The following is a 26,057-nucleotide window of genomic DNA, read 5'->3' as shown; positions in this document are numbered from 1 at the left end:
CGGGGGGCTGTCTGCCCCCCGCACCCCCGAGAGTATTTTCAGAACGAAGAAATCAGAGCGCGGGCATCCGCAGCCCGAGGATCTGTCGGGCCTGCTGCCAGCTTGCGACCGGGCGGTCGTGGCGGGCGCAGATGTCAGCGGTGCGTTTCACCAATGCGGCGTTCGAGGGCGCGAGCGTGTCGCGGTGGAGCCGCACATTGTCTTCCAGACCCGTGCGGGCATGGCCTCCGGCGCCGATCGCCCATTCATTCAAGAGCAATTGGTTCGGGCCGATGCCGGCCGCGCACCAGGGCGTGTCGTCGCCGAACAGCCGTTTGACGGTGTGGATGTAATAGTCGAACACCTCGCGGTCGGCAGGCATGGCGTTCTTGACGCCCATGACGAACTGCACATAGGGCCGGTCCTTGATGCGCCCGTCCTTATACATGGCGGCTGCCTGCAGGATATGGCTGAGATCGAAGGCCTCGATTTCCGGTTTCACGTCATGGCGGATCATCTCGGCCGCCAGCCAGTTCACCAGATCCGGTGGGTTTTCATAGACGCGTGTCGGGAAGTTGTTCGAGCCGACCGAGAGCGAGGCCATGTCGGGCGAAAGGGGCAGCATGCCGCCCCGCGCCTGTCCCGCGCCCGACCTGCCGCCCGTGGACAGCTGGACGATCAGGCCGGGGCAGTGTTTTTCCAGGCCCTGTTTCAGCGCCGCGAAACGGTCGGGATCCGAGCTGGGTCGGCCTTCGTCATCGCGCACATGGCAATGCGCGATGCTGGCCCCGGCCTCGAACGCTTCCTGCGTCGATTCGATCTGTTCGGCGACCGTGATCGGCACCGCCGGGTTGTTTTCCTTGGTCGGAAGCGAGCCGGTGATGGCGACGCAGATGATGCAGGGCGTGCCGGTCATGTTCACCTCACATATCGAAGAAGACGGTTTCGTTGTCGCCCTGCAGCACGATGTCGAAGCGATACTGCCCCGGCGCTGTCTGTTTCGCAATCAGCGTCTGCACGCGGGGGCGGTGTTCGATCCGTTGCAGCACGGGGCAGGATTCGTTGTCCTCATCTTCGAAATAGATGCGGGTCTGCAGGCCAAGGTTGATGCCGCGCGCCACCACCCAAAGCGAGATATGCGGCGCCATCATGCGACCGTCGGGAAACGGCACCCGGCCCGGCTTGACCGTGCTGAGCGTCCATTCGCCGCTGTCGAAATCGGCGATGATGCGCGCCCAGCCGGTGACATTCGGATCGGCCGCGCCGCGCGGGTCATTGCCCGGATAAATGCCTTGGGCATCGGCCTGCCAGCTTTCGATCAGCGCATCGCGCATGATCATGCCCGCGCCGTCCTGCACGTGCCCGGTGATCGTGATGAGCTGGCCCTTGGCTCCGTCGCGGATCGGGCTGAGGCCCAGATCTTCAGGATAGATGCCGGGATTGCCCAGCGTGTTCGGGGTCAGGCCGATATGGACATAGGGACCCGCCGTCTGCGAGGGCGTTTCCTTGAGATATTCGAGCGGCTGCATCACATCCCCTCCTTGCGGTTTTCAAAGAAGGACTGGCGGCGGCCCCGCAGCACGATGTCGAACTTATAGGCCAGACAGTCCATCGGAATGGCGCGGTTCATGTCCAGCGGCGCGACCAGAGCCTGAATGGCCTTGTCATTGCCGATGGTCTTGACGATGGGGCATTTCGCGATCAGCGGGTCGCCCTCGAAATACAGCTGGGTGATCAGCCGCTGGCCGAAGCCCGAGCCGAAGACCGAGATATGGATATGCATCGGCCGCCAGTCGTTGACGCGGTTCGGCCAGGGATAGGCGCCGGGGCGGACGGTCAGGAATTCATAGGCTCCGTCCGGCCCCGACAGCGTGCGCCCGCAGCCGCCGAAATTCGGATCAAGCGGCGCGGCATAGCTGTCTTTCTTGTGGCGGTAGCGGCCGCCCGCATTGGCCTGCCAGATCTCGACCAGCACATTGGGAACGCCGCGGCCGGTTTCGTCCAGCACCCGGCCATGCATGATGATGCGTTCGCCGATGGCCGGTTGCCCGGTGAAATTCATGATCAGGTTGTTGTCCAGCGCGCCGATCATCGAGTGACCGAAGGCCGGGCCGGTTTCCTCGCTGAGGGTCGAGCCCATGGCGACCAGCGGCCGGAACGGCGCGCGGGTCATCGAGGTCTTGTAGCCCGGCGTATAGGCCGCCGGGTGCCAGTCGCGGTCGCGGAAGAACAGCGGACCGCGTTCGATATGGCTGGGGTTCATCCCTTGCTCTCCATTTCAGCGAAGGTTTCCTTGGCGATCTTGATGGCGTGGTTCGCGCGCGGCACGCCGGCATAGATCGCGACATGCAGCAGCGATTCCAGCACATCATCCTGCGATGCGCCGGTATTGGCGGTGGCGCGGATATGCATGGCCAGTTCGTGGTCATTGCCCAGACCCGCCAGCAGCGCGATGGTCAGCATCGAGCGTTCGCGCGGGCTGATCGTGTCACGCGACCAGACCGAGCCCCATGCGGCTTCGGTGATCAGCGTCTGGAAGGGTTCATCAAAGGCGGTCTTGGCGGCTTCGGCGCGGTTCACATGGGCATCGCCCAGAACACGGCGGCGGGTCGTCATGCCTTGGTCAAAGCGTGGGTTCATTGGCAATGTTCCTGCACAAAGGGCTTCAGGATCGCGGCAAAAGCCGCGGGCTGTTCGACGCAGGGCAGATGGCCCGCATCGGGGATGATGTGAAAATCGGCGCCGGGGATCAGATCGGCCGTGCCGCGCACCAGATCGGCGGGGGATGAGCCGTCCTGATCGCCCGCGATCACCAGCACCGGCAGATCCAGCAGGCGGGTCGTCAGCGTCAGATCGGTCGCGGCCAGCGTGCGGCAGGCGGCGGCATAGCCCGCAGCCGAGGTGCGCGTAACCATGTTGCGCCATGCCGCCAGTTCGGGCGTGGCGCGGAAGGGCGGTGCGAACCACCGCTCCATGATGGTGTCGGCGATGGAGGCGATGCCCTGATTTTCGACGGCGGCGATGCGCTGCGCCCAGCCTTCGGCATTGCCCATGCGCACGGCGGTATTCGACAGCACGGCGGCACGGACCAGATCGGGACGGCGCGCGGCAAGGGCCTGCGCGATCATGCCGCCGATGGACAGGCCGACGAAAACGACAGGGCCAAGCCCCAGATGTTCGATCAGCGCGGCGGCATCGTCGGCCAGATCGTCGATGCTGAAGGCCTCGCTGTCATCGCTGAGACCGTGGCCGCGCTTGTCGAAACGGATGGCGCGGATCTGCGGCATCTGTGCCAGCACTGCGTCCCACAAACGCAGATCGGTGCCCAGCGAATTGGCAAACACAACGGCAGGCGCGTTGGCTGGTCCGTCGATGCAATAATGCATCGCGCCCCCTGGGCGGTTCAGAACTTGCATGGTAATCTCCCTTAAAGCGTGTTTGCCATAGCAATCCCGGCTTGGATAATGCTAAATTTGCAGGAATGGATAACAAGAACGCTATACATCCGGGCGTGAAGCTGCGCCATATCCGCGCCTTTCTGGATATTGCCGCCGAAGGCAACCTGTCTGCCGTGGCCCGCGCGCAGGGCATCACCCAACCTGCCCTGTCGCGCACTTTGGCCGAACTGGAAACGCTTCTGGGTCAGCCGATGTTCCTGCGTCAGGGCCGCAGGATGCATCTGAGCGAGGCGGGCGCGCTGTTTCGCCGCCATGCCTCGATCGCGTTGCAGGCGCTTGAGGCGGGGGCGGCGGCATTGCAGCCCGGCAATCACGGCACGCTGCGCATCGGCGTCCTGCCGACCGTCGCAACACGGGTCCTGCCACAGATCGCGCTGCGCCTGCGCGAGCTGCATCCCGATGTCACGCTGAGCGCCGAAACCGGGCCGCATTTCCATCTGATGCGGCTTTTGCGCGAAGGATCGGTCGATCTGGTCATCGGGCGCCTGCCCGGCTCGGCGGAAATTGCCGGGATGAACTTTGAACATCTCTATGAGGAAGAGGTCATTCTGGTGGCGCGGGCCGGCCATCCCGGTCTGGGACGTCCGACGGCCAAGGTTCTGGCAGAGATGCCGGCGATCCTGCCGCCGGTCACGGCGCTGATCCGCCCCGCCGTGGACGATTATCTGGCCGCGAACGGTCTGTCCGGTCTGCGCCCGGCGATTGAAACCGTCTCGCTGGCGCTGGGGCGCGGGATCTGCCTTGCCTCGGACGCGGTGTGGTTCATCTCGCGCGGGGTGGTGATTCACGAACTTGAACGCGGCGATCTGGTGGAGCTGCCCACGGGCGCCCGCTTCCTGTCGGGTGCGGTCGGCATGACGCAACGTCAATCATGGTCGGCCCCCGGTCTGGACGACTTCCAGCAGATCGCGCGCGATATCGCGCGTGTGAGAGAATGATCCCGCATACGGGCCGGACAAAGAACCGGACAAAGAAAATGTTTACCGCGACCTTATCCCCGAGTAAGCGCCGCAAACCGGAGCGCGCTGAGGAGGCGCGTCCGCCTTTCCGCATGACAGGAGAAACCGATGATGGAAGCTCAATCACGGTCGCGCACGGGCCCTGCCGCAGGCTGGGTCGCCACCCTTTGCTGGATCGCCGTGGTTCTGGATGGGTTCGATCTGGTGGTGCTGGGCGCGCTGATCCCCACGCTGACCGGGGGCGACATCCCCTTTATGACCCCCGCCGAGGCGACGTTCGTATCGACCATCAGCCTTGTCGGCATGACCTTTGGCGCGCTGATGATCGGGGCACTGACCGACCGCATCGGACGGCGCAAGGCGATGATCTGGGCGGTTGGCGCATTTTCGGTCGCCACCATGGCCTGCGCCTTTGCGCATGACTGGACGACGCTGGGCCTGTTCCGCTTTCTGGCCGGGTTCGGTCTGGGGGGCTGCCTGCCCACCGCGATCGCCATGGTCACCGAATTCTCGCGCGGGCAGACCGGCAAGGCCTCGACCCGCGTGATGACCGGCTATCACGTCGGCGCGGTCGCAACGGCGCTGCTGGGGCTGATCCTGTTGCCGACGCTGGGCTGGCGGTCGATGTTCGTCGCGGGCGCGGTGCCGGGCTTCATCCTTCTTCCCATGATGTGGAGGCATCTTCCTGAATCGCCTGCATTTCTTCTGGCAAAAGGCCGCCGCGCCGAGGCCGAAACCGTCGCCCGCGACAACGGCCTGACGCTGGACCCCGCGCCCGTGGCGCAGCAGGCCGAGGAACCCGCCTCAGGCGGGGTGCTGTTCCGCGCGCCGTTCCTGCGCAACTCGCTGGGGATCTGGGTCACTTCGTTCATGGGGCTGCTTTTGGTCTATGCGCTGAACACCTGGCTGCCGACGCTGATGGTCTCTGCCGGATACGGGCTGTCGCGCGGGCTGTGGTTCCTGCTGTTGATGAACGTCGGCGCGGTCGTCGGTCTGCTGATCGCGGGCCATGTCGGCGACCGGATCGGGCTGAAGCCCGCCGCGCTGATCTGGTTTCTGGCCAGTGCCGTGTTGCTGGCCGCTTTGTCGGTCAAGCTGCCGGTCGTGGCGCTGTATGTCGTGATCTTCATCACCGGCTGCTTCGTCTTTTCCGCGCAGGTGCTGGTCTATGCCTATACGGCGGCAAACCACCCGCCCGCGATCCGCGCCACCGCGCTTGGCATGGCGGCCGGGATCGGGCGTCTGGGGGCGATTTCCGGCCCGCTTCTGGGCGGGACGCTGGTGACGATGGGCGTGGGCCATCCATGGGGCTTTTACGTCTTTGCCGCCGTGGGGCTTGCCGCGGCCATCGCGCTGGCCACGACACAGGTCATGCGCCGCACGGCCTGAAACGAAACCGCCTGAAACGAAAAACGCCCGGAGATATCTCCGGGCGTTTTGCTTTTATTTTCGACCTTTGGGTGCGTGCTTGGCCTTGGCACCATCGCGTTTCGGCGCGGGCTTGGCCCAGCCCGGCTTGCCCGCAGATGCCTTTGCGGGCTTTCCGGCGGGCTTGTAGTCCTTGACGCCTTCGGCACGACGCGCGGCCTTTTCCTCGCCCGACCAGCGGGCCTTCTTGGGGGCGGCGTCCTCGCGGGGGGCACGATCATCGCGTGCCGCCCGATCATCGCGGGGCTCGCGATATTCGCGGGGGGCGCGGTCCTCGCGCGCGGCATATTCGCGCGGCGGGCGGGGCTCGTCGTCGCGACGCTTGGGATAGCCCTTCTTTTCCGGACGCGGGCGCGGCGCCGAGGGACGTTCGCTGCGCTCGAAACTGGGCATTCCGGGCAGACGCATCATCATCAGCCCCTCTTCCAGTTCGATCGCTTCGCCGAACTTGTCGGCATCGGCCTTGGCGATCTGCACGAAGCTTTCGTCATCGCGCACCTTGATCGCGCCGATGGCGTTCTTGGTGACGCCACCCGCTTCGCAGATCTTGGGCAGCAGCCAGCGCGCCTCGGCTCGGCCCGAATAGCCGACCGACAGCGAGAACCAGACCGAATCGCCGAATTCGCGCGGCTCACGCGGGGCGCTGGGTTCGGGACGTTCGCGCACGATGGTCAGTTCCTCGGGCGTCGGACGGCCTTCGCGCCACAGGCGGATGAACGCCGCGGCCACGTTCTCGGCCCCGAAGCGTTCGATCAGCGTCGCGGCCTGCGCGGCCTCGTCGCCGGGCGCTTCGGTCAGGCCGGGATGGGCCAGCATCCGCTCATCGTCTTTCGCGCGCACTTCGTCCGCCGAAGGTGCCGGGCCCCATTCGGCCTCGACCTTGGCGAATTTCAGCAGTCGCTGGGCTTTCTTGTATTCCGGCGCCACCACGATCAGCGCCGAGACGCCCTTGGAGCCCGCCCGACCCGTCCGGCCCGAACGGTGCAGCAGCGTTTCCGCATTCGTCGGCAGGTCGGCATGGATCACCAGTTCCAGCCCCGGCAGGTCGATGCCGCGCGCCGCCACATCGGTCGCGATACAGACGCTGGCGCGGCCGTCGCGCAGGGCCTGCAAGGCGTGGGTGCGTTCGGCTTGCGACAACTCGCCCGACAAGGCCACGGCCTTGAAGCCGCGATTGCTCATCCGGGCCAGCAGATGGTTCACATTGGCGCGGGTCTTGCAGAAGATGATCGTCGTGCGGGCATCATGCAGCCGCAGCATGTTGAAGATCGCAGGTTCCCGGTCGCGGGTCTGCACGCTGATCGCGCGATATTCGATATCGCCATGCTGGCGCGCCTCGCCGCCTGCGGCAATGCGCAAGGCGTCGTTCTGGAAATCCTTGGCCAGCTTTTCGATGGCGGGCGGCACGGTGGCCGAAAACATCAGGGTGCGGCGGTCGGTGGGCGCAGCGCCAAGGATGAACTCCAGATCTTCACGGAAGCCCAGATCCAGCATCTCATCGGCCTCGTCCAGCACGGCGGCCTTCAGCGCCGACAGGTCAAGCCCGCCCCGGTCGATATGGTCGCGCAGACGGCCCGGCGTGCCGACGACGATATGCGGGCCGCGTTCCAGCGCCCGACGCTCGGTCCGGTAATCCATGCCACCGACGCAGGTGGCGATGCGCGCGCCCGCCTCGGCATACAGCCATTCCAACTCGCGCGCGACCTGCAGCGCCAGCTCGCGGGTCGGCGCAATCGCCAGACCCAGCGGCGCGAAGGCCGGTTGCAGCGTGTCATTGCCACCCAGAATGTCGGGGGCCACAGCCAGTCCGAAGGCCACGGTCTTGCCCGAGCCGGTCTGCGCCGACACCAGCATGTCGCGCCCTGCCGCATCGGCGGCCAGCACCGCCTCCTGCACCGAGGTCAGGCTGGCATAGCCTTTGGCCGCCAGCGCCGCAGCCAGAGGCGCGGCAATATTTTGTTCAGTCATGTCTTTGCCAAAACGGGGGCGCGATGCGCCGATGAGAGGCCCAAGAACCCTTGCGGCGGCTACTCCCAACCCGCCACTCCGGGCGTGCGGAGCCAAAGGCGGCTGCTTAACGGCGCGCTATCGGCATGTAAAGCAGTTTCCGTCTGATATGATTTATTTCCGCGCCTTTTGCTGCCATGCAGCAAAATACCCAGCAAACAGATGTATTGACGCATAATAAGTCATACTTTATCTGTGTCAGCACAAGGGTTGGGAGGCCCTTCTTGGGGAGGATTACCATGAAAGCCAAGCTTTTGGCGGCCAGCTCGGCCGCTTGCCTGATGCTGTCCGGCGCGGGTTATGCGCAGGATGTGACCGTGGGCTTTTCGCAGATCGGCTCGGAATCGGGCTGGCGCGCGGCGGAAACCACTGTGACGCAGCAGCAGGCCAAGGACCGCGGGATCGACCTGAAATTCGCCGATGCCCAGCAGAAACAGGAAAACCAGATCAAGGCCGTGCGCGGCTTCATCGCGCAAGGCGTGGATGCCATTCTGATCGCCCCCGTGGTCGCGACCGGCTGGGACGATGTGCTGGCCGAGGCGAAGGATGCCGAAATCCCCGTGGTGCTGCTGGACAGACAGATCGACGCACCCGAGGATCTGTATCTGACCGCCGTCACCTCGGATCAGGTCTATGAGGGCAAGGTTGCGGGCGAATGGCTGGCCAAAGAGGTCGGCGACAAGGATTGCAAGGTGGTCGAGTTGCAGGGCACCACCGGATCGTCCCCGGCCATCAACCGCAAGAAGGGTTTCGAGGAAGGTATCGCCGCCAATCCGAAGATCACCATCGCCCGCAGCCAGACCGGAGACTTCACCCGCACCAAAGGCAAGGAAGTCATGGAAAGCTTCATCAAGGCCGAAGGCGGCGGCAAGGATATCTGCGCGGTCTATGCCCATAATGACGACATGGCCGTGGGCGCCATTCAGGCCATCAAGGAGGCGGGCCTGAAGCCCGGCACCGATATCAAGGTCGTCTCGATCGACGCCGTTCCCGACATCTTCCTGGCCATGGAGGCCGGCGAGGCGAATGCCACGGTCGAGCTGACGCCCAACATGGCCGGCCCCGCCTTCGACGCGCTGGCGAAATACATCGCCGACGGCACCGAGCCGCCGAAATGGATCCAGACCGAATCCAAGCTTTACACGCAGGCGGACGACCCCAAAGGCGTCTATGAGGCGAAAAAGGGCTTGGGCTACTGACGAAACCGGGCGGGGGCAACCTCGCCCGCAATTTCCGGGGGACGGGCCATGACTGGCGTTCTGACGGCGCAGGGCATCGACAAGTCATTCTTTGGCGTCAAAGTTCTGGATCAGGTAAACTTTGACCTGCAATCGAATGAAATACATGCGCTTTTAGGCGAAAATGGCGCAGGGAAATCGACGCTGGTCAAGATCCTGACCGGCGCTTATCGCCGCGATGCGGGCAAGATGCAGCTTGCGGGGGCCGAGGTCGAGCCGCGCTCGGTCGCCGAGGCCCAGGCGCTTGGTATCGGCACGGTCTATCAGGAGGTGAACCTGCTGGACAATCTGACCGTGGCCGAGAACCTGTATCTGGGCCGCCAGCCGCGCCGCTTTGGGCTGGTGGACCGCGCGAAGATGCGCCGCGATGCCCGTGCCCTGCTGGCGCGCTATGGCATCGACGCCGACCCGGATGAGACGCTGGCGCATTACCCCGTTGCCATCCGCCAGATCATCGCCATCGCCCGGGCGGTGGATCTGTCGGGCAAGGTGCTGTTTCTGGACGAACCCACCGCCAGCCTTGACGCGGCCGAGGTGCAGGCGTTGTTCGCCGTGCTGCGTCAATTGCGCGATCAGGGGCTGGGCATCGTCATCATCACGCATTTTCTGGATCAGGTCTATCAGATCGCCGACCGCGTGACCGTGCTGCGCAATGGCAAGATGGTCGGCAACCGAGCCATCGCCGATCTGCCGCGCCGCGATCTGGTCGCCATGATGCTGGGCCGCGAACTGGCCGAGGCGACCGCCCATCGCGACCCCGACGCAGCACCCCCGGACACCCCTGCCGAGTTCCGGTTTCAGCATTACGGCAAACGCGGCAGCATCGCGCCCTTTGATCTGGACCTGCGCCCCGGAGAGGTCGTGGGCATCGCGGGCCTGCTGGGGTCCGGGCGCACGGAAACCGCACGGCTGCTGTTCGGCATCGACCGGGCCGATAGCGGACAGGCCTTGGTAGATGGCCAGCCCGTCACACTGACCTCGCCCGAGGATGCCATCCGCCTTGGTTTCGGCATGTGCCCCGAAGAGCGCAAATCCGACGGCATCATCGGCGATCTGTCGGTGCGCCAGAACATCGTGCTGGCCCTGCAGGCGCGCCGGGGCTGGGCCAATCCCGTGCCGCGCCGCGAGGCCGACGCGCTGGCCGCGCGCTATATCAAGGCGCTGGACATTCGCCCGCCGGATCCGAACCGGCCCATCAAGTTCCTGTCGGGCGGCAACCAGCAGAAAGCCATCCTTGCCCGCTGGCTGGCCACCGATCCGCGCCTGCTGATCCTTGACGAACCAACCCGCGGCATCGACATCGGCGCCCATGCCGAAATCATCAACCTGATCGCGCAACTGCGTTCGGACGGTATGGCGCTCGTGGTTATTTCCTCGGAAATCGAGGAACTTGTCTCCTATTCTTCACGCGTGATCATCCTGTCCGACCGTCAGCATGTCCGCGAATTGCGCGGTGCCGAGATCACGCCGCAGGCCATCGTTGCCGCCATGGCCACACCGGGGGCCGCTGCATGAGAAAAATTCTGGAACTCCGCACGCAACTTATTGCTTTTTCTGTGGTCATCGCGCTGATCGCGGTAATCTCGCCCGGGTTTCTGACGATCACGATGCAGGGCGGCAGGCTTTATGGCAGCCTGATCGATGTGGGCGTGCGCGTGGCGCCCGTGGCGCTGCTGGCCATCGGCATGACGCTGGTCATCGCGACCAAGGGGATCGACCTGTCGGTGGGTGCGGTCATGGCGATCACCGGCGCGGTGGCGGCCAGCCTTGTCGCCGATGGCCAGCCGGTCGTCGTGGTGCTGGCGGTGTCCTTGGCGCTGGGGCTGATCTGCGGGCTGTGGAACGGCATCCTTGTCGCCTTTCTGGACATCCAGCCGATCATCGCCACGCTGATCCTGATGGTCGCAGGCCGGGGCATCGCGCAACTGATCACCGGCGGCGTCATCCTGACCTTCAACAATCCGGCCTTCAGCTTCATCGGCTCGGGCGCGGTCTTCGGCATCCCGATGCCCATCCTGATCTGGCTGGCGATGGGGCTGGTGGTCGGCCTGCTGGTGCGCCGCACCGCGCTTGGCCTGCTGATCGAGGCGGTGGGCATCAACCGCCGCGCCTCGATGCTGGTGGGCATCCGCGCGCGGTTCCTGATCCTTGCGACCTATGCGATTTCCGGGCTGTGCGCGGCCATGGCGGGCATGATCGTCACCGCCGACATTCGCGGCGCGGATGCGAACAATGCCGGCCTGTGGCTGGAGCTGGACGCGATCCTTGCCGTCGTCATCGGCGGCACTTCACTGGCGGGCGGGCGCTTTTCGATCACCGCATCGCTGATCGGGGCGCTGATCATTCAGGCGCTGAACACCGGCATCCTGATGTCCGGCTGGCCGCCCGAATTCAACCTGATCGTCAAGGCCGTGGTCATCGTCGCCATCCTGACGCTGCAATCGCCCGCCGTCGCCGATGAACTGGCCGTGCTGCGCCGCGCATTAAGGAAACGCCCATGATCCGCGCCCGCACCCTGCCCTTTGTCGCGACCGTGGCGATCTTTCTGCTGGCCTATGCGCTGTGCGTGGCGCAGTTCCCCAACATGCTGTCATGGCGCGTGGCGGGCAACCTTCTGACCGACAACGCCTTTCTGGGCATTGCGGCGGTGGGCATGACCTTTGTCATCATCTCGGGCGGGATCGATCTGTCGGTGGGCTCGGTCATCGCCTTCACCTCGGTGCTGGTGGCGGTGCTGATCCGCGCGGGCGTGCATCCGGCGCTGGCCTTTGCGCTGGCTTTGGCACTTTCGACGGCATTCGGTGCGCTGATGGGGCTGACGATCCACGCGCTGAAAATGCCGCCCTTTGTCGTGACGCTGGCCGGGATGTTTCTGGCGCGGGGCGCGGCCTTCCTGCTGTCGACCGATTCCGTGCCGATCAGCCACGACTTCCTGCGCAGCCTGAAGACGCTGTATATCGCTTTGCCCGACAAGGGTCGCCTGACCTTTCTGGCCATGCTGATGCTGGCGGCCTTTGCCATCGGCGTGATCCTTGCCCATCGCACGCGCTTTGGGGCGAATGTCTATGCCCTGGGCGGATCGCCGCAATCGGCCGAGCTGATGGGCGTGCCGATCCGGCGCACCACGGTGCAGCTTTACGCCTTTTCCGGCTTCATGGCGGGGCTGTCGGGTCTGGCCTATACGCTTTACACCTCGGCCGGCTATTCGCTGGCGACGGTGGGGGTCGAACTGGATGCCATCGCCGCCGTCGTGGTGGGCGGCACGCTGCTGACCGGGGGCGCGGGGCTGGTTCTGGGCACGCTGTTCGGCGTCTTGATCCAGGGGCTGATCCAGACCTATATCGTCTTTGACGGCACGCTGTCTTCGTGGTGGACCAAGATTGTCGTGGGGATCCTTCTGTTTACCTTCATCATCCTGCAACGCCTGATCCTGCTGGTCTCGGAACGGCGGGCGATGCGGCGGGTCAGCTGACATGGGCGTGCTGCGCCAGCGCATGTATGGCGGCAAGCCCCGGTCGAACCACGCGCGCGTGGTCGATGACCTTGGCCGCGCCATCATCACCGGCGAATTCCACGTGGGCGAAACCCTGCCCGGCGATCCGCAACTGCTGGAGCGGTTCGGCGTCTCGCGCAGCGTCCTGCGCGAGGCGATGAAAACCCTTGCCGCCAAGGGCCTTGTGCGGGCGAAATCCCGCGTAGGCACCCGCGTGAACCCGCGCGACAACTGGAATTTCGTCGACAGCGATGTGATCACATGGCAGATGCAGGCCGGAATGGACGCGGAATTCGTCGGCCATCTGTGCGAGATGCGGCTGGCCTTTGAACCCGCCGCCGCAGGCCTTGCCGCGCAGAACGCCACGGCCGAGGAAATCGTCAACCTGTATGGCATCGCCGCCCGCATCGACAACCCGGCCCATAGCCGCGAAACCATCGCGCAAGAGGATCTGAACTTTCACCTCGCCGTGGCCGAGATGTCGCGCAACCCGTTCATGCGCTCGGTCTCGACGCTGATCGAGGCGGCGCTGGCGGTGTCGTTCCAGATCTCATCCCCCGCGCTTTCGCCCGAGATGATCGCGCAATGCGCCTCGCAGCATCTGCGCATCGCCGCCGCGATTGCGTCCCGCGACAGTCAGGCGGCTGCCACCGCCATGCGCGCGGTCATTCTTGAAGGGGCGACACGCGCCCGGCTGGCGCTGCAAAACGCCTAGACCGCCACGTTGTCGATCAGCCGCACGCCGTCCAGCCAGACAGCCAGCAGCAGCCGCGCCCCGCGGCCCGGCTGCGCCTCGCCCAAGGTTTCGGCATCGCGCAGCGCCAGATATTCCACCGGACCAAGCCCCGCGCCCTCAAGCCGCGCCCGCGCCGCATCCAGCACCTGCGCGACATCGCCGCCGGCGCCGATCCGTCCGGCGGCATCGAACAGCACCGCCGGGATGGTGGCCGCCTGCGCGCGCGCCGCCGCACTGAGGCGTTGGTTGCGCGACGACATCGCCAGCCCGTCCGGATCGCGCACCGACGGACATGGCACCACCTGCACCGGCATCTGCAAATCGGCCACCATCCGGCGCACGACCTGCAATTGCTGCCAATCCTTTTCCCCGAAATAGGCGCGGTCGGCCTGCGTCATGTTGAACAGCATCGCCACCACCGTCGCCACGCCGTCGAAATGGCCGGGCCGGTGCGCGCCTTCCAGCGGGCCGCTGACCCCGCCAACCGTTACGGCGCTGACATGGCCGGGGGGATAGATCTCGGCCGCGTCCGGCACGAACAGCACATCGGCCGACAAAGGCGCAAGGATCGCGGCATCCGCCGCCTCGGTCCGGGGGTATTTCGCGAAATCCTCGGGATTGTTGAACTGGCGCGGGTTGATGAACAGCGTGACGATCACCCGGTCGCATTCGGCCTGCGCGGCGCGGACAAGGCTAAGATGGCCGTCATGCAGCGCGCCCATGGTCGGCACGACGCCGACAAGATCACCCGCCCGCCGCCAGCCCTGCGTGATGCGGCGCAACTGGGCCACGCCCCTGACGATCTGGGTCATTCGGAAAATCCATGCTCCGCTGCGGGAAAGCGACGGTTGCGCACATCGTCGGCATAGGCGGCAATGGCACGGGCGGCGGCCACACCCTGTTCCTCATATCGTTTGACAAACTTCGGCTTGAAGTCACTGAAAATGCCCAACATATCATCGACCACAAGAACCTGACCATCACAGCCCGCGCCCGCGCCGATGCCGATGGTCGGAACCGCGATCTGACGGCTGATCCGCGTCCCCAAAGCCTCGGGCAATTTTTCCAGCACCACGGCGAACGCCCCCGCCTCGGCCAGCGCCGCTGCGTCATCCGCAATGCGGTCGCCATCGGCGCCGCGCCCCTGCACCTTGTAGCCGCCAAGCACATTCACCGCCTGCGGCGTCAGCCCGACATGGCCCATCACCGGAATGCCGCGCGTCACCAGAAAGGCCACGGTTTCGGCCATATGCCGCCCGCCTTCCAGCTTGACCGCCTGACAGCCGGTTTCCGCCAGCAGCCGGGCCGCGTTGCGCATGGCCTGCTGCGGGCTTTCCTCATAGCTGCCAAAGGGCATGTCGACGACCAGACAGGCGTGATCGACGCCCCGCGCAACGGCGCGGCCATGCAGCACCATCATCTCCATCGTCACGCCAAGGGTCGAAGGCAGACCGTGCAGCACCATGCCCACGCTGTCGCCGACCAGAACCAGATCGCAGGCCCGGTCGACCAGCTTCGCCATGGGCGTGGTATAGGCCGTCAGGCAGGCCACCGGCACGCCACCCTTGCGGGCGCGGATATCGCTGGGCGTCAGTCGAGGCTTCCGCTCGGGCGTGGCGCTCATGGTGGTCTCCCTGTCACAATCCGCGCAAAGTGATGCCGTATCCGGCAGCAGATGTCGCCCCCAAAATGCACGATCCGCAAGGCGGATGCCACAACGTCAGCACGGCGGGGTCTGTCACGCGGCTGTGTGGCGATGGGGGACAGGCCAGCGTTGCGTCTTGCGCGCATCTGGTCTAAACGCCCCACCACCGGTCGCAGCCCACCCGGTCATCAAAACAAGGGATCACAAGATGAAAACTCTCGTCGTCTGCTCGGGCGGACTCGATTCCGTGTCGCTGGCGCATATCGTCGCGCGCGATCACGACCTGACACGGCTGGTGTCATTCGACTATGGCCAGCGTCACCGCAAAGAGCTTGATTTCGCAGCCGAAGCCGCCACCCGGCTGGGCGTGCCGCATCACCTGATCGACATGCGCGGCATCGGTGCTGCGCTGACAGGCTCGGCCCTGACCGATGATCTGGAGGTGCCGGACGGCCATTACGCCGAAGAGACCATGCGCATCACCGTCGTGCCGAACCGCAATGCGATCATGCTGACCGTGGCCTTTGGAATTGCGGCGGCCAATGGCTGCGCGGCGGTGGCGACGGCCGTGCATGGCGGCGACCATTTCATCTATCCCGATTGCCGACCCAGATTCACCAACGCCTTCAACGATATGCAGGCGGCGGCGCTGGACGGTTATGCCGATGTGCGGCTGCTGACACCCTTTGTCCATCGCGACAAGGCCGCCATCGTGACCGCAGGCGCGCAGGCGGGCACGCCCTTTGCGCGCACATGGTCGTGCTACAAGGGCGGCGCGGTGCATTGCGGGCGCTGCGGCACCTGCGTCGAGCGGCGCGAGGCCTTCGACATTGCCGGGGTGCCCGATCCCACCCCCTATGCCGATGCCGATTTCTGGCTGCAGGCCGTGAGGGCGCATCATGTATAGGATCGCCAAGGAATTCAGCTTCAGCGCCTCGCACCGCCTGCCCGGACTGGCCACGGATCACCCCTGCGGGCGTATTCACGGCCATAACTATGTCATCACCGTCGAACTGGCCGCAGCCACGTTGAACGCTCAGGGCTTTGTCCGCGAATATGCCGAGTTGCGGCCGCTGAGGGATTATCTGGACGACCAGCTGGATCACCGGCATCTGAACGATGTGCTGGGCGATGATTGCGTCACCTCGGAGCAATTGGCCAAGCATCTTTACGACTGGTGCAAGGCGCGCTGGCCCGAAACCTCGGCGATCCGGGTGGCCGAGACCCCGAAGATCTGGGCGGAATACCGGCCATGACGCTGCGCATCGCTGAAATCTTCGGCCCGACGATTCAGGGCGAAGGCGTGCTGATCGGCCAGCCCACGGTGTTCATCCGCGCGGGCGGCTGCGATTATCGCTGTTCGTGGTGCGACAGCCTGCATGCGGTCGACAGCCAGTATCGCCACGACTGGACGCCGATGCAGCCCGATGCGGTGTTTGCCCGCGTGCGCGATCTGTCGGGCGGCCAGCCGCTGACAGTCTCGATTTCCGGCGGAAACCCGGCCATTCAGGATTTCGGCCCGGTGATCGCGCAAGGCAATGCCCAAGGCTACCGCTTTGCCTGCGAAACGCAGGGCTCGATACCGCGCGACTGGTTCGGGGATCTGTCGACGCTGGTGCTGTCGCCAAAGCCGCCTTCCAGCGGCGAGGTGGTGGATTGGGACAAATTCGCGGCCTGCGTTGCTGCGGGCCCGGCACAGACCATTATGAAGATCGTCATTTTCGATGAGGCCGATCTGGCATGGGCGCGTGCCGCCCATGCGCGCCATCCGCATCTGCCGCTGTATCTGCAACCCGGAAACCCCGTGACCGACCCCGAAATTGCCGTCGCCCCGCAGGCGCTGGCCGACCGGCTGCTGTGGCTGGTCGATGCCACGGTCGGGCGCGGCTGGCTGACGCCCCATATCCTGCCGCAACTGCATGTCCTGATCTGGGGCAATCGTCGCGGCGTCTGAAAGGAATTCTCATGTCCGATATCTATCAGAACCTGACCCAGCTGGGCGGCGCGACCGTGATGCCCGAAAGCCCCGAAAAAGCGGTGCTTGAGCGGGTGGCGAACCCGCAGGCCGATGTCAGTTACAATGTGCGCTTCACCGCGCCCGAGTTCACCTCGCTGTGTCCGATGACCGGGCAGCCGGATTTCGCGCATCTGGTCATCGACTATGTGCCAGGCGACTGGCTGGTCGAGTCCAAATCCCTGAAGCTGTTTCTGGGATCCTTTCGTAACCATGGCGCATTCCACGAAGATTGCACCATCAGCATCGCCCGCCGCCTGAGCGATTTTCTTGCCCCGCGCTGGCTGCGGATCGGCGGTTACTGGTATCCGCGCGGCGGCATCCCGATCGACGTGTTCTGGCAGACCGGCGCCATCCCCGAAGGCGTCTGGACCCCCGATCAGGGCGTGCCGCCCTATCGCGGGCGCGGCTAGGCGGCTTTGGCAAGCACGGCGGCAGCGAGTTCAAGATCGCGGGTGAAATTCGCCGTCTCGGCCTCGGCGGCGGCGCGATCGGGCAGACGCAACAGATAGGCCGGATGCCATGTCGGCAGCACCGGCGGTGCGCCGGGGATCAGCCGCCCGCGCAGGTCGGTCATCTTGCCCGCCTGCCCCATCAGGCCCAGCAGCGCCGTCGCCCCCATGGCGACGATCAGGCGCGGCTGGACCTGTTCGATTTCGCGCTGCAGCCACCAGCGGCAATGCGACACCTCACCGGCATTCGGACGCTGGTGGATGCGCCGCTTGCCCTGCGGCACGAATTTGAAATGCTTCACGGCATTGGTCAGATAGATGCGGCTGCGGTCCAGCCCGGCCTGCCCCAGCGCGCGGTCAAGGATCTGCCCGGCAGGACCGATAAAGGGGCGCCCGGCCAGATCCTCATGATCGCCCGGCTGTTCGCCGACGATCATCAGGGCTGCGTCCTGCGGGCCTTCGCCCAGCACGGTCTGCGTCGCTTGCGCGTGCAGACCGCAGCGTGTGCAGGCCGCCGCATCATGGCGCAGGGCGGACCACGGATCGGCAGGCGCGGGCCGGGCTGCCGGGCGGCGCGACTGGATCGCGGCGTGAAAGGCGGGCGGCGCTTTGGCCTGCTGTTGCTGCATCTGCGTGACGCGCGATTGCGCCTGCGCAATCAGGCCGGGGATCAGTTCGGCCTCGGGCAGGTTTTTCCAGTATTTGCGCGGCATTTCGGATTGCATCGCCTTCACCTTCAGCCGCGCCGGATTGAAGATCGAACTGAAATAGGTCCGCCAAAGCTGTTCCGTCGCATCCTCAAGATCGGGCTTTTTCGCGGCAATCTCATCGGTGTGAAGTTGGCCTTCGTGAAAGCGCGCGCTGCCCTTTGGCGTCAGGATCAGCCAATCCATATCGGCAAAGCGGCGGGCAAAGAAGGGCGTCGCATGGGCGATGATGTGATGGTCGGGTTCAAACCACGCGACAAAGCGGCGGCGGCTGTCATCGCCCGGCATTTCGCGGAAGCGGACGAAGGCATGCATCTTGTGGCTGTCGCGGCGCACCGCCTTGACCATGCGGTGCAGCGCCTGCACGTCGGGATCGGGGGCGATCTCCAGCAGGCCGCTTTCGGTCTGGAGCCGCCATAGCAGCCGATACAGCAGGGCAAAGCGCGCGGGATCGGCGTGACAGATCGCGGTGGCCAACAGGCCCGGAAAGACGCGGGGCACACGCGGCGGGATGGCGCCGGGGGGCGGCGCGGGCAAGGGATCGTCGCCGCCGAACAGATCGCGCCCCGCGCCCATCTGCCAATCGACCGCATCCGGGGCGATCCGCGCCATGACCAGCGCCCGCGCCGCCTGTCGCCATGCCAGCGGATCGGCTTGCGCGGACAGCCGCACCCGTATCACAGCAGGGCCAGTTGCTGCGGCGGCGGCGTGAACAGATCGCGCAGATCGGCGCGGTCGATCAGCCGCAGGGGAGTCCAGCCCCCGGCCGACACGAACGCGCGCACCTTGCGCACGGACACGCGCATCCGGCCCAGATCCTCCAGCGTCAGGCGGCGATGGCGCCGCGCGGCCAGAATGGCGTTGACGGTCTTGGCCCCCAGCCCCGGCACGCGCAGCAGAGTCTCGCGCGGGGCCCGGTTGATATCGACGGGAAAATCCGCGCGATGCGCCAAGGCCCAGGCCAGTTTCGGATCAAGGTCCAGATCCAGCATGCCATCGGGCCGTGCCGAGGTGATTTCTTCGACGGAAAAGCCGTAAAAGCGATACAGCCAATCCGCCTGATACAGCCGATGTTCGCGCAGCAGCGGCGGCTTTGACGGCGGCAGCTTGGCCGAGGCATCCGGGATCGGGCTGAAGGCCGAATAATACACCCGTTTCAGCCCATAGCTGCCATAAAGCCGCGCGCTGGATCCCAGAATGCCCGCATCGCTGGTGCCGTCCGCGCCGACGATCATCTGGGTGGACTGCCCAGCCGGCGCGAAGCGCTGCTTGCGCCGGGTTTGCAGCGTCGGGTCGGATTTTTCTTCGATTTTCAGGCGCAGCCCGGCCATGGCGCGCCGGATCTGGCCAGGCTGCTTTTCGGGGGCCAGCGCGGCGATCCCGGCATCGGTGGGCAGTTCGATATTGATCGACAGCCGGTCGGCATAAAGCCCCGCCTCTTCGATCAGGGCGGGCGAGGCTTCGGGAATGGTTTTCAGATGGATATATCCCTTGAAGCCGTGCACCTGCCGCAGATCGCGCGCCACGCGGACAAGCTGCTCCATCGTATGATCGGCGGAGCGCACGATGCCCGAGGACAGAAACAGCCCTTCGATATAGTTGCGGCGGTAAAATTCCAGCACCAGCCAGACCACCTCTTCCGGGGTGAAGCGGGCGCGTTCGACGTTGCTGGAACTGCGATTGATGCAATAGGCACAGTCGAAAATGCAGAAATTCGTCAGCAAGATCTTCAGCAATGAAATGCAGCGCCCGTCGGGCGCATAGGCATGACAGATCCCCATCCCCTCGGTCGAGCCGATGCCGCCACCGCGCGAATCCCTTCGCGTGCTGCCGCTGGAGGCGCAGGAGGCATCGTATTTCGCCGCATCGGCAAGGATCGCCAGACGGTGCTGCAAATCGCGTTTCATAGGAATGTTCTATAAATGTTCTGGACCCATCCGGCAACGGTTCCGCGCCGGGGCTATCAAAGATCAAGCGGGCGGCGGGGTGATGCGGTCATGGCTGACGGCGGGGGGATGAAACAGCGCCAGCGCCTGCGCCTGATCCTTGCGGCCATGGGTCAGCACCGACAGCATGCCGTTCGGCTCGAGCACGGCCAGATGCACCTCGGAAAGGTCGGTGACGCCCTTGTCGCGCAGCTTCATGAACAGTTCGGACATGCTGATGCCCTGACTGCGCAGCCGGTCATGATGCAGCCTGCCATCGGTCACGACGATCTGCGGCTCGCCCTCCAGCACGCGGGTCATGCGGTCGGACCGCAGGATCATCTGATCGACCGCCTTGTTGAACAGCACCACCAGCAGGATCGCCAGCATGGCCGGGATCAGCGGCACATCGGGATAAAACAGCGAATCCCCCACGGCCGAGCCGATGGCGATGACCAGCAGGAACTCGACGATGGAAAGCTGGGCGACACTGCGCCCGCCGATCCAGCGCATCAGCGCCAGCGTATAGAAATAGACGATCACCGTGCGGAACAGGACTTCGGCCAGAAAGGCCGGGCTTTGATCGCCAAGAAAGATGCGGTGCAGGTCTTCAAGCATGGCGCGGCTCCGGCTGGGTAGCGAAACCAAATCCTCCAGCCACGAATGGGGTTCCGGCGCGCCGCGATGCGGGATACAGAAAGCCCATGCTGATAGATCCGAACAATCCGTTTTTCGACCGCCTGTGGGTCCGCCTGATCTGCGTCGCAGCCCCCTTGGCATGGGCCGGGGTCGAGTTGTGGAACCGGCAATTCTTTTGGGGCGCGGGCTTTGCCGCAGCGGGGCTGTATCTGGCCTTTGCGCTGTTCGTGCAGCGCGGACGCTAATCCGCCTCGCGCTGCAGCAGCGCGCGTTTGCGCGCCACGCCCCAGCGATAGCCCGAGATCGCGCCATCGGCCCGGACCACGCGGTGACATGGAATGGCCACAGCCAGCCTGTTGGCCGCACATGCCCCCGCAACGGCGCGCGTGGCGTCCGGCGCGCCGATGCGGCGGGCGATGTCGGCATAGCTTGCGGTCTCGCCGGGGCGCAGATCGCGCAGCGCCTGCCAGACGCGCTGCTGAAAGGCCGTGCCGCGAATGTCCAGCGGCAGGTCCAGCCCGATCTGCGGCGCTTCGACAAAGCCCACGACCTGAGCCACCAGCAGATCGAACGCCGCATCTCCGCCGATCAGCCGGGCCTTTGGGAACATCTCTTGCAATTCAGTCAGCAGCGGCTGCGGCGCATCGCCCATGCTGATGGCGCAGATGCCCCGGTCGCTGGCCGCAACTAAGATCGCCCCCAGCGCGCATTGCGCGATGGCAAAGCGGATTTCGCTGTCGGCGCCGCCCTTGCGATAGGTGTCGGGCGCCATGCCCAGAATCTGATCCGCCGTGGCATAGAAGCGGCTGCTGGAGTTGAACCCCGCATCATAGATCGCCCCGGTCACGCTGGCATGGTCCTGAAGCCCGCGGCGCATCCGGTCGGCGCGATGGGCGGCGGCATAGGCGCGCGGCGTCATGCCGGTCACGGCCTTGAACTGGCGGTGGAAATGAAAGCGGCTAAGGCCGATCCGCGCGGCCAGATCGGCGGTGGGCAGCGGCGCATCGGCGTCTTCGATCATGCGGCAGGCGGCAGCGATCAGCTCGGCATTGGCCTGCATCGGGGTCTGCGCGCGGGGGTGGCAGCGCAGACAGGGGCGAAAGCCTGCCGCCTCGGCCGCGTCGGGATCGGCAAAGAACGTCACATTTTCGCGCTTGGCGCGACGCGACGGGCAGGACGGCCGGCAATAGACGCCGGTGGTACGCACGCCATAGCAGAATTGCCCGTCCAAAGCCGGATTGCGATCCAGAACGGCTTGCCACAATGCGTCAGGGGGCAGGTTTTGATCCTTGGCCATGAACATGATATAGCAACTTCCTCATGATGATGAAGTCCGGCTTAAGGGCATTTCGCAGGCACTGCCTCCCACGGGTTGCTGTCAAATCCGGCCCGCCCGCAAGGCAGCGCCAAAGGGCGGAACCCATGTGCGATGCCGGGGCTTTAGGTGGCGACGGCGCGGAAACGCGCCAGCGGAATGACGGAGAGAGCCTTGAAGGATATCGCCCTGCAATTCGGATCGCTGGATCTGGACAGACACGCCTTTTTCTTTGATTTCGACGGCACGCTGGCCGAACTGGTCGATGATCCGGCCAATGTCAGTCTGGCCGGGGAACTGGCCGGGGATCTGGCGCGCCTCAGCGCACGCACGCGCGGCGCGGTCGCCATCATCACCGGACGCCACCGCGATGAGGTGGCGCCGATGCTGGGCGATATTCCCGTCGCAGGGCTGCATGGCAGCGACTTTCCCGGCGATATCGCCCGGACCGATCAGGATGCGGTGCGCATGGCGGTGATCCGTCCGCTGCTGCCCGCGCTGGCCGATCTGGTCGCGGCCCATCCGGGCGCGATTCTGGAAGACAAGGGCGCGGGTCTTGCGCTGCACTGGCGCGGCGCACCGGGCGCGGCCGAGGTCATGTCGCGCGCCGCTGATCAGACGCTTGCAGCGCTAGGGCCGGACTGGCGGATGCAGCATGGCAAATGCGTGGCCGAGATCCGCCCGGTAGGCGACGACAAGGGCGTGGCGCTGCGCCGGTTCATGGCAGAGCCGGCCTTTGCCGACCGCCGCCCCGTGGCCTTCGGCGACGACCTGAACGATCTGCCCATGTTGCAGGCCGCGCGCGATTTCGGCGGCATCGCGGTCGCGCTGGGGGAACGGGATCTGCCTGCCGACCTGCGCCTTGCCGGGCCTGCCGCATTGGCGGCGTGGCTGTCGGAAAGGCTGGCCGCGTAATGGTGCAGGAACATACCGCCTCGCTGGATCTGGGGCTGATCGGGAATTCCACCACAGCCGCGCTGCTGAACACCTATGGCGATGTCTGCTGGATGTGCCTGCCGCGCTTTGACGGCGATCCGGTGTTCTGCGGCCTGCTGGAGCCGCAATCCGGGCCGGAAACCGGCATCTGGTCGATCCGCTGCGATGAGATGACGCATGTCAGCCGGAATTATCGCAGAAATACCGCCATTCTGGAAACCTACCAGACCGATGCGCAGGGCAACCGGCTGCGCATCACCGATTTCATGCCGCGCTTCCGCGACCGGGGCCGCACCTTCCGGGGGCGCACGCTTGTGCGCATCGTCGAGCCGCTGGAGGGCATGCCCCGCATCACCGTGCGCCTGCGCCCGCGCCACGATTACGGCGAAAAAGCCGCGCGCATCCATCGCGGCAGCAACCATCTGCGCTATGAGATGGGCCTTGAGGAAATGCGGCTGACCACCTCGGCCCCGATCGAATTCGTGCTACACGAAACGCCTTTCCTGCTGGACCGCCCGCATGTCTTCCTGCTGGGCCCGGATGAGCCGCTGAGCGATGCGCCCCACGCCATTGCCATGCATTTTCTGGAACGCACGCAGGATTACTGGATCGACTGGGTGCGGTCGCTGACCATTCCCCCCGATTACCAAGAGGCGGTAATCCGCGCCGCGATCACGCTGAAACTGTGCGAATACGAAGAAACCGGCGGGATCGTCGCGGCGCTGACGACCTCGATCCCCGAATATGAAGGCACGACGCGCAACTGGGATTACAGGTATTGCTGGCTGCGCGACAGTTTCTTCACGGTCAAGGCGCTGAACGGGCTGGGCGTCACCAAGACCATGGAGGACTACCTTGCCTATGTGCTAAACCTCGCCACCAGCGCGCCCGAGGGCTATATGCAGCCGCTGTTCGGGCTGGGGCATGAACATGTGCTGACCGAAGAGACCTGTCTTGGCCTTGGTGGCTATCGCGGCAACCTGCCGGTGCGGCGCGGCAATGCCGCCTATACGCAAGTGCAGAATGACGGCTATGGCTCGGTCATTCTGGCGGTCAGTCAGGCGTTTTTCGACCAGCGCCTGCCCCGCATGGGCGGCGTGGACCTGTTCCAGCGGCTTGAAATGCTGGGCCATCAGGCCGTGGCGCGCTGGAACACGCCCGATGCCGGGCTGTGGGAATTCCGCAGCCGCGAAAGCATCCACACCCATTCCGCGATGATGTGCTGGGGCGCCTGCGACCGTCTGGCACGGATCGCGGCGCATCTGAACCTGCCCGACCGCGCCGCCTATTGGGGGGCCGAGGCCGCCAAGATCCGCGAGGCCGTCGAGGCCTATGGCTGGAACGAAAAGCTGCAATCCTATGTCATGGCCTTCGGCGGTGACGACCTGGATGCCAGCCTGCTGCTGATGCCGGAAATCGGCTTCACCACGGGACAGGATCCGCGCTATCGCTCGACCGTGGCCGCGATCGAGACGCAGCTGCGGCAGGGCCATCACCTGTTCCGCTATAAGGCGCCCGACGATTTCGGCACGCCGGAAACTGCCTTCACCGTCTGCACCTTCTGGCTGATCGAGGCGCTGAGCCGCCTTGGCCGCCACGACGAAGCGCGCGAGATCTTTGCCGAGGTGCTGGCGCAGCGCACGCCGCTGGGGCTTTTGTCCGAGGGCATTCACGTGTCCAGCAAGACCTTGTGGGGCAACTTCCCGCAGACCTATTCCATGGTGGGGCTGATCAATGCGGCATGGAAGCTGTCGCGGAAGTGGGAGGACGTGGTTTGAGCCGGCTGATCGTCGTATCGAACCGCCTGCCCGCGCTTGGCAAAGGCGTCGCGGCAGGCGGCCTTGCCGTGGCACTGGAAGCGGCTTTGAAGACCCGCGGCGGGCTGTGGCTGGGCTGGTCGGGCAAGACGCTGGACAAACCCGCCAAGGGCGTCAGCCTGCAGGATCTTGGCAATGTCACCTATGCGGCGATGGACCTGAGCGCCGAGGAAGTCTCGGGCTATTACGAGGGTATCTCGAACAGCGTGCTGTGGCCCCTGTGCCATTACCGGCCCGATCTTCTGGAATATACCCGCACCGCCATGGACCTTTATCTGTCGGTGAATGGCAGGTTCGCCGATGAGCTTCTGGACCTGCTGCGGCCCGATGACGTGATCTGGGTGCATGACTATCACCTGATCCCGCTGGCCCAGGCGCTGCGCGAACGGGGCGTTCAGAACCGCATCGGCTATTTTCACCACATCCCGTGGCCCGCGCAGGATCTGTTCCGCGCCATGCCCAAGGCCAGCAAGCTGCTGGCCTCGATGCTGGCCTATGATGTCATCGGTTTGCAGACCGCCACCGATGCCCGCAACCTGCGCGCCGCGCTGGATGCCGCGCGCCCCGATCTTGAGGCAAGCACCACGCCGCGCGGCACGCGGATCGGCACCTATCCGATCTCGATCGACACGCAGGGCTTTTCGAGCCGCGCCCGCCGGGCCGAGAACCTGCCCCGCATCCGCGAGTTGCATCAGCGCTTCGGCCCGCGCGAGATGGTGATCGGCGTGGACCGGCTGGATTATTCCAAGGGCCTGCCCGAACGGCTGCGCGCCATCGAGCATCTACTGGAAAACCGCGCCGCCTTGCACAACCGCGTCAGCTTCTTGCAGATCACCCCCGCCTCGCGCAGCGGCATCGAGGGCTATGACCGCATCCAGCAAGAGGTCGCCGAGCGTGCGGGCCGGCTGAATGCCAGCTATGGCACGCTGGACTGGGTGCCGGTGCGCTATATCAACCGCGCCTTCAGCCAAAGCCTGCTGGCGGGGTTGTATCGGCTGTCAAAGGTCGGGCTGGTGACGCCCTTGCGCGACGGGATGAACCTTGTCGCCAAGGAATATGTCGCGGCGCAGGATCCCGAGGATCCGGGCGTGCTGGTCCTGTCGCAATTCGCCGGGGCGGCGGCAGAGCTGGACGGGGCGCTGATCGTCAATCCCTATGACGTGGCCGATGTGTCGAACGCCATGGCGCGGGCGTTGGACATGCCCATGGACGAACGGCGGACGCGCCATGCCAGCATGATGGCGCGTCTTGAGGCGCATCCGGTCGCGGTCTGGTCGGAAACCTTCCTGCGCGATCTGGCCGGTTAGTC

General features: G+C 65.3%; 27 protein-coding genes. 15 read left to right on the top strand and 12 right to left on the bottom strand.

The annotated features are described in order from the left end of the window. Positions 1-52: 52 nt before the first annotated feature. Genes GL284_RS14760 through pcaD form a run of 5 tightly spaced genes read right to left on the bottom strand, consistent with a single transcriptional unit; the run spans position 53 to position 3,395 of the window. Complete coding sequence (locus GL284_RS14760) at positions 53-895, bottom strand: 3-oxoadipate:acetyl-CoA acetyltransferase (RefSeq protein WP_155045404.1); 843 nt, start codon at positions 893-895, stop codon at positions 53-55. A 7-nt stretch (positions 896-902) separates the two neighbouring features. Next, positions 903-1,508: a protocatechuate 3,4-dioxygenase subunit alpha gene (pcaG, locus tag GL284_RS14755; protein ID WP_155045403.1), complete on the bottom strand. Its 606-nt coding sequence runs from the start codon at positions 1,506-1,508 to the stop codon at positions 903-905. Further along, positions 1,508-2,242: a protocatechuate 3,4-dioxygenase subunit beta gene (pcaH, locus tag GL284_RS14750; RefSeq protein WP_155045402.1), complete on the bottom strand. Its 735-nt coding sequence runs from the start codon at positions 2,240-2,242 to the stop codon at positions 1,508-1,510. Before pcaH ends, pcaG begins: the two co-directional genes overlap by 1 nt. After that, entirely contained in the window at positions 2,239-2,619 is a 381-nt protein-coding gene (pcaC, locus tag GL284_RS14745; RefSeq protein ID WP_155045401.1) for a 4-carboxymuconolactone decarboxylase, read from the bottom strand. The genes pcaH and pcaC overlap by 4 nt, the downstream gene beginning before the upstream one ends. Beyond that, positions 2,616-3,395 carry a 3-oxoadipate enol-lactonase gene (pcaD, locus tag GL284_RS14740; protein ID WP_155045400.1) on the bottom strand — a complete coding sequence of 260 codons (780 nt, stop codon included), beginning with the start codon at positions 3,393-3,395 and terminating at the stop codon, positions 2,616-2,618. The genes pcaC and pcaD overlap by 4 nt, the downstream gene beginning before the upstream one ends. Positions 3,396-3,460: 65 nt before the next feature. Here pcaD and GL284_RS14735 point away from each other — a divergent pair, with 65 nt between their 5' ends. Together GL284_RS14735 and GL284_RS14730 are read left to right on the top strand one after the other, a co-directional pair. Next, positions 3,461-4,375: a LysR substrate-binding domain-containing protein gene (locus tag GL284_RS14735; RefSeq protein WP_155045399.1), complete on the top strand. Its 915-nt coding sequence runs from the start codon at positions 3,461-3,463 to the stop codon at positions 4,373-4,375. A gap of 129 nt (positions 4,376-4,504) precedes the next feature. Then, the gene (locus tag GL284_RS14730) at positions 4,505-5,785 is read left to right on the top strand and encodes an MFS transporter (RefSeq protein ID WP_155045398.1); all 1,281 of its coding nucleotides are present in this window, start codon (positions 4,505-4,507) and stop codon (positions 5,783-5,785) included. Between the two features lie 54 nt (positions 5,786-5,839). On the opposite strand, the gene GL284_RS14725 is transcribed toward GL284_RS14730, so the two are convergent. After that, positions 5,840-7,792 carry a DEAD/DEAH box helicase gene (locus tag GL284_RS14725; RefSeq protein WP_155045397.1) on the bottom strand — a complete coding sequence of 651 codons (1,953 nt, stop codon included), beginning with the start codon at positions 7,790-7,792 and terminating at the stop codon, positions 5,840-5,842. A gap of 278 nt (positions 7,793-8,070) precedes the next feature. On the opposite strand from GL284_RS14725, the gene ytfQ reads away from it, so the two are divergent. Genes ytfQ through GL284_RS14700 form a run of 5 tightly spaced genes read left to right on the top strand, consistent with a single transcriptional unit; the run spans position 8,071 to position 13,277 of the window. Further along, entirely contained in the window at positions 8,071-9,030 is a 960-nt protein-coding gene (gene ytfQ, locus GL284_RS14720; RefSeq protein ID WP_155045396.1) for a galactofuranose ABC transporter, galactofuranose-binding protein YtfQ, read from the top strand. Positions 9,031-9,078: 48 nt separating this feature from the next. Beyond that, positions 9,079-10,584, top strand: a complete 1,506-nt coding sequence (locus GL284_RS14715; RefSeq protein WP_155045395.1) for a sugar ABC transporter ATP-binding protein — start codon at positions 9,079-9,081, stop codon at positions 10,582-10,584. Beyond that, a complete protein-coding gene (locus GL284_RS14710) occupies positions 10,581-11,570 on the top strand; it encodes an ABC transporter permease (protein ID WP_155045394.1) in 990 nt (329 codons plus the stop codon). Before GL284_RS14715 ends, GL284_RS14710 begins: the two co-directional genes overlap by 4 nt. After that, a complete protein-coding gene (gene yjfF / locus GL284_RS14705; protein ID WP_155045393.1) occupies positions 11,567-12,541 on the top strand; it encodes a galactofuranose ABC transporter, permease protein YjfF in 975 nt (324 codons plus the stop codon). The genes GL284_RS14710 and yjfF overlap by 4 nt, the downstream gene beginning before the upstream one ends. A gap of 1 nt (position 12,542) precedes the next feature. Continuing rightward, complete coding sequence (locus tag GL284_RS14700) at positions 12,543-13,277, top strand: FadR/GntR family transcriptional regulator (protein ID WP_155045392.1); 735 nt, start codon at positions 12,543-12,545, stop codon at positions 13,275-13,277. On the opposite strand, the gene panC is transcribed toward GL284_RS14700, so the two are convergent. Together panC and panB are read right to left on the bottom strand one after the other, a co-directional pair. Next, complete coding sequence (panC, locus tag GL284_RS14695; protein ID WP_155045391.1) at positions 13,274-14,110, bottom strand: pantoate--beta-alanine ligase; 837 nt, start codon at positions 14,108-14,110, stop codon at positions 13,274-13,276. The genes GL284_RS14700 and panC overlap by 4 nt on opposite strands. Beyond that, on the bottom strand, positions 14,107-14,922 hold the full coding sequence (gene panB / locus GL284_RS14690; protein WP_155045390.1) for a 3-methyl-2-oxobutanoate hydroxymethyltransferase: 816 nt from the start codon (positions 14,920-14,922) through the stop codon (positions 14,107-14,109). Before panB ends, panC begins: the two co-directional genes overlap by 4 nt. Before the next feature lie 229 nt (positions 14,923-15,151). Here panB and queC point away from each other — a divergent pair, with 229 nt between their 5' ends. The 4 genes from queC to queF are packed head-to-tail and all read left to right on the top strand — an operon-like array spanning position 15,152 to position 17,370. Next, complete coding sequence (queC, locus tag GL284_RS14685) at positions 15,152-15,850, top strand: 7-cyano-7-deazaguanine synthase QueC (protein ID WP_155045389.1); 699 nt, start codon at positions 15,152-15,154, stop codon at positions 15,848-15,850. Beyond that, positions 15,843-16,199 carry a 6-pyruvoyl trahydropterin synthase family protein gene (locus GL284_RS14680; RefSeq protein WP_155045388.1) on the top strand — a complete coding sequence of 119 codons (357 nt, stop codon included), beginning with the start codon at positions 15,843-15,845 and terminating at the stop codon, positions 16,197-16,199. Before queC ends, GL284_RS14680 begins: the two co-directional genes overlap by 8 nt. After that, the gene (gene queE / locus GL284_RS14675) at positions 16,196-16,897 is read left to right on the top strand and encodes a 7-carboxy-7-deazaguanine synthase QueE (protein ID WP_155045387.1); all 702 of its coding nucleotides are present in this window, start codon (positions 16,196-16,198) and stop codon (positions 16,895-16,897) included. Before GL284_RS14680 ends, queE begins: the two co-directional genes overlap by 4 nt. Before the next feature lie 11 nt (positions 16,898-16,908). Next, positions 16,909-17,370, top strand: a complete 462-nt coding sequence (queF, locus tag GL284_RS14670; RefSeq protein WP_155045386.1) for a preQ(1) synthase — start codon at positions 16,909-16,911, stop codon at positions 17,368-17,370. On the opposite strand, the gene GL284_RS14665 is transcribed toward queF, so the two are convergent. The 3 genes from GL284_RS14665 to GL284_RS14655 all read right to left on the bottom strand — a co-directional run bounded on the left by GL284_RS14665 (position 17,367) and on the right by GL284_RS14655 (position 20,659). Continuing rightward, positions 17,367-18,797 carry a UdgX family uracil-DNA binding protein gene (locus tag GL284_RS14665; RefSeq protein WP_341870406.1) on the bottom strand — a complete coding sequence of 477 codons (1,431 nt, stop codon included), beginning with the start codon at positions 18,795-18,797 and terminating at the stop codon, positions 17,367-17,369. The genes queF and GL284_RS14665 overlap by 4 nt on opposite strands. Beyond that, a complete protein-coding gene (locus tag GL284_RS14660) occupies positions 18,794-20,023 on the bottom strand; it encodes a putative DNA modification/repair radical SAM protein (RefSeq protein ID WP_155045385.1) in 1,230 nt (409 codons plus the stop codon). The genes GL284_RS14665 and GL284_RS14660 overlap by 4 nt, the downstream gene beginning before the upstream one ends. A gap of 63 nt (positions 20,024-20,086) precedes the next feature. After that, entirely contained in the window at positions 20,087-20,659 is a 573-nt protein-coding gene (locus GL284_RS14655) for a DUF421 domain-containing protein (RefSeq protein WP_196216785.1), read from the bottom strand. 86 nt (positions 20,660-20,745) lie between these two features. Here GL284_RS14655 and GL284_RS14650 point away from each other — a divergent pair, with 86 nt between their 5' ends. Then, positions 20,746-20,925 (top strand): hypothetical protein, encoded by a 180-nt coding sequence (locus GL284_RS14650; protein ID WP_155045383.1) that lies wholly within the window; start codon positions 20,746-20,748, stop codon positions 20,923-20,925. On the opposite strand, the gene ada is transcribed toward GL284_RS14650, so the two are convergent. Further along, the gene (gene ada / locus GL284_RS14645; RefSeq protein WP_230383090.1) at positions 20,922-21,983 is read right to left on the bottom strand and encodes a bifunctional DNA-binding transcriptional regulator/O6-methylguanine-DNA methyltransferase Ada; all 1,062 of its coding nucleotides are present in this window, start codon (positions 21,981-21,983) and stop codon (positions 20,922-20,924) included. The two genes, GL284_RS14650 and ada, sit on opposite strands and share 4 nt — an antisense overlap. Positions 21,984-22,169: 186 nt before the next feature. On the opposite strand from ada, the gene otsB reads away from it, so the two are divergent. The 3 genes from otsB to GL284_RS14630 are packed head-to-tail and all read left to right on the top strand — an operon-like array spanning position 22,170 to position 26,055. Beyond that, positions 22,170-22,910 carry a trehalose-phosphatase gene (gene otsB / locus GL284_RS14640; protein ID WP_196216786.1) on the top strand — a complete coding sequence of 247 codons (741 nt, stop codon included), beginning with the start codon at positions 22,170-22,172 and terminating at the stop codon, positions 22,908-22,910. Then, positions 22,910-24,709: a glycoside hydrolase family 15 protein gene (locus GL284_RS14635; protein WP_155045381.1), complete on the top strand. Its 1,800-nt coding sequence runs from the start codon at positions 22,910-22,912 to the stop codon at positions 24,707-24,709. The genes otsB and GL284_RS14635 overlap by 1 nt, the downstream gene beginning before the upstream one ends. Beyond that, positions 24,706-26,055, top strand: coding sequence for an alpha,alpha-trehalose-phosphate synthase (UDP-forming) (locus GL284_RS14630; protein WP_155045380.1), 1,350 nt, complete (start codon positions 24,706-24,708; stop codon positions 26,053-26,055). Before GL284_RS14635 ends, GL284_RS14630 begins: the two co-directional genes overlap by 4 nt. Positions 26,056-26,057: the final 2 nt, after the last annotated feature.

It is taken from the genome of Paracoccus shanxieyensis, from assembly GCF_009711265.1.
Taxonomy (GTDB): domain Bacteria; phylum Pseudomonadota; class Alphaproteobacteria; order Rhodobacterales; family Rhodobacteraceae; genus Paracoccus; species Paracoccus shanxieyensis.
Note: the sequence above shows the minus strand (reverse complement) of the source record. Positions and strands in the feature narration are given on the sequence as shown.

Excerpts from the sequence above, each read along its gene's own strand:
- GL284_RS14730 (WP_155045398.1), top strand. The coding sequence starts at position 4,505 with ATGATGGAAGCTCAATCACGGTCGCGCACGGGCCCTGCCGCAGGCTGG.
- GL284_RS14655 (WP_196216785.1), bottom strand. The coding sequence starts at position 20,659 with ATGCTTGAAGACCTGCACCGCATCTTTCTTGGCGATCAAAGCCCGGCC.
- pcaH (WP_155045402.1), bottom strand. The coding sequence starts at position 2,242 with ATGAACCCCAGCCATATCGAACGCGGTCCGCTGTTCTTCCGCGACCGC.
- panC (WP_155045391.1), bottom strand. The coding sequence starts at position 14,110 with ATGACCCAGATCGTCAGGGGCGTGGCCCAGTTGCGCCGCATCACGCAG.
- GL284_RS14635 (WP_155045381.1), top strand. The coding sequence starts at position 22,910 with ATGGTGCAGGAACATACCGCCTCGCTGGATCTGGGGCTGATCGGGAAT.
- ada (WP_230383090.1), bottom strand. The coding sequence starts at position 21,983 with ATGTTCATGGCCAAGGATCAAAACCTGCCCCCTGACGCATTGTGGCAA.
- pcaD (WP_155045400.1), bottom strand. The coding sequence starts at position 3,395 with ATGCAAGTTCTGAACCGCCCAGGGGGCGCGATGCATTATTGCATCGAC.
- GL284_RS14700 (WP_155045392.1), top strand. The coding sequence starts at position 12,543 with ATGGGCGTGCTGCGCCAGCGCATGTATGGCGGCAAGCCCCGGTCGAAC.
- panB (WP_155045390.1), bottom strand. The coding sequence starts at position 14,922 with ATGAGCGCCACGCCCGAGCGGAAGCCTCGACTGACGCCCAGCGATATC.
- GL284_RS14680 (WP_155045388.1), top strand. The coding sequence starts at position 15,843 with ATGTATAGGATCGCCAAGGAATTCAGCTTCAGCGCCTCGCACCGCCTG.
- GL284_RS14735 (WP_155045399.1), top strand. The coding sequence starts at position 3,461 with ATGGATAACAAGAACGCTATACATCCGGGCGTGAAGCTGCGCCATATC.
- GL284_RS14715 (WP_155045395.1), top strand. The coding sequence starts at position 9,079 with ATGACTGGCGTTCTGACGGCGCAGGGCATCGACAAGTCATTCTTTGGC.
- pcaC (WP_155045401.1), bottom strand. The coding sequence starts at position 2,619 with ATGAACCCACGCTTTGACCAAGGCATGACGACCCGCCGCCGTGTTCTG.
- queE (WP_155045387.1), top strand. The coding sequence starts at position 16,196 with ATGACGCTGCGCATCGCTGAAATCTTCGGCCCGACGATTCAGGGCGAA.
- queF (WP_155045386.1), top strand. The coding sequence starts at position 16,909 with ATGTCCGATATCTATCAGAACCTGACCCAGCTGGGCGGCGCGACCGTG.
- ytfQ (WP_155045396.1), top strand. The coding sequence starts at position 8,071 with ATGAAAGCCAAGCTTTTGGCGGCCAGCTCGGCCGCTTGCCTGATGCTG.
- GL284_RS14725 (WP_155045397.1), bottom strand. The coding sequence starts at position 7,792 with ATGACTGAACAAAATATTGCCGCGCCTCTGGCTGCGGCGCTGGCGGCC.
- GL284_RS14710 (WP_155045394.1), top strand. The coding sequence starts at position 10,581 with ATGAGAAAAATTCTGGAACTCCGCACGCAACTTATTGCTTTTTCTGTG.
- queC (WP_155045389.1), top strand. The coding sequence starts at position 15,152 with ATGAAAACTCTCGTCGTCTGCTCGGGCGGACTCGATTCCGTGTCGCTG.
- GL284_RS14660 (WP_155045385.1), bottom strand. The coding sequence starts at position 20,023 with ATGAAACGCGATTTGCAGCACCGTCTGGCGATCCTTGCCGATGCGGCG.
- pcaG (WP_155045403.1), bottom strand. The coding sequence starts at position 1,508 with ATGCAGCCGCTCGAATATCTCAAGGAAACGCCCTCGCAGACGGCGGGT.
- GL284_RS14760 (WP_155045404.1), bottom strand. The coding sequence starts at position 895 with ATGACCGGCACGCCCTGCATCATCTGCGTCGCCATCACCGGCTCGCTT.
- GL284_RS14650 (WP_155045383.1), top strand. The coding sequence starts at position 20,746 with ATGCTGATAGATCCGAACAATCCGTTTTTCGACCGCCTGTGGGTCCGC.
- yjfF (WP_155045393.1), top strand. The coding sequence starts at position 11,567 with ATGATCCGCGCCCGCACCCTGCCCTTTGTCGCGACCGTGGCGATCTTT.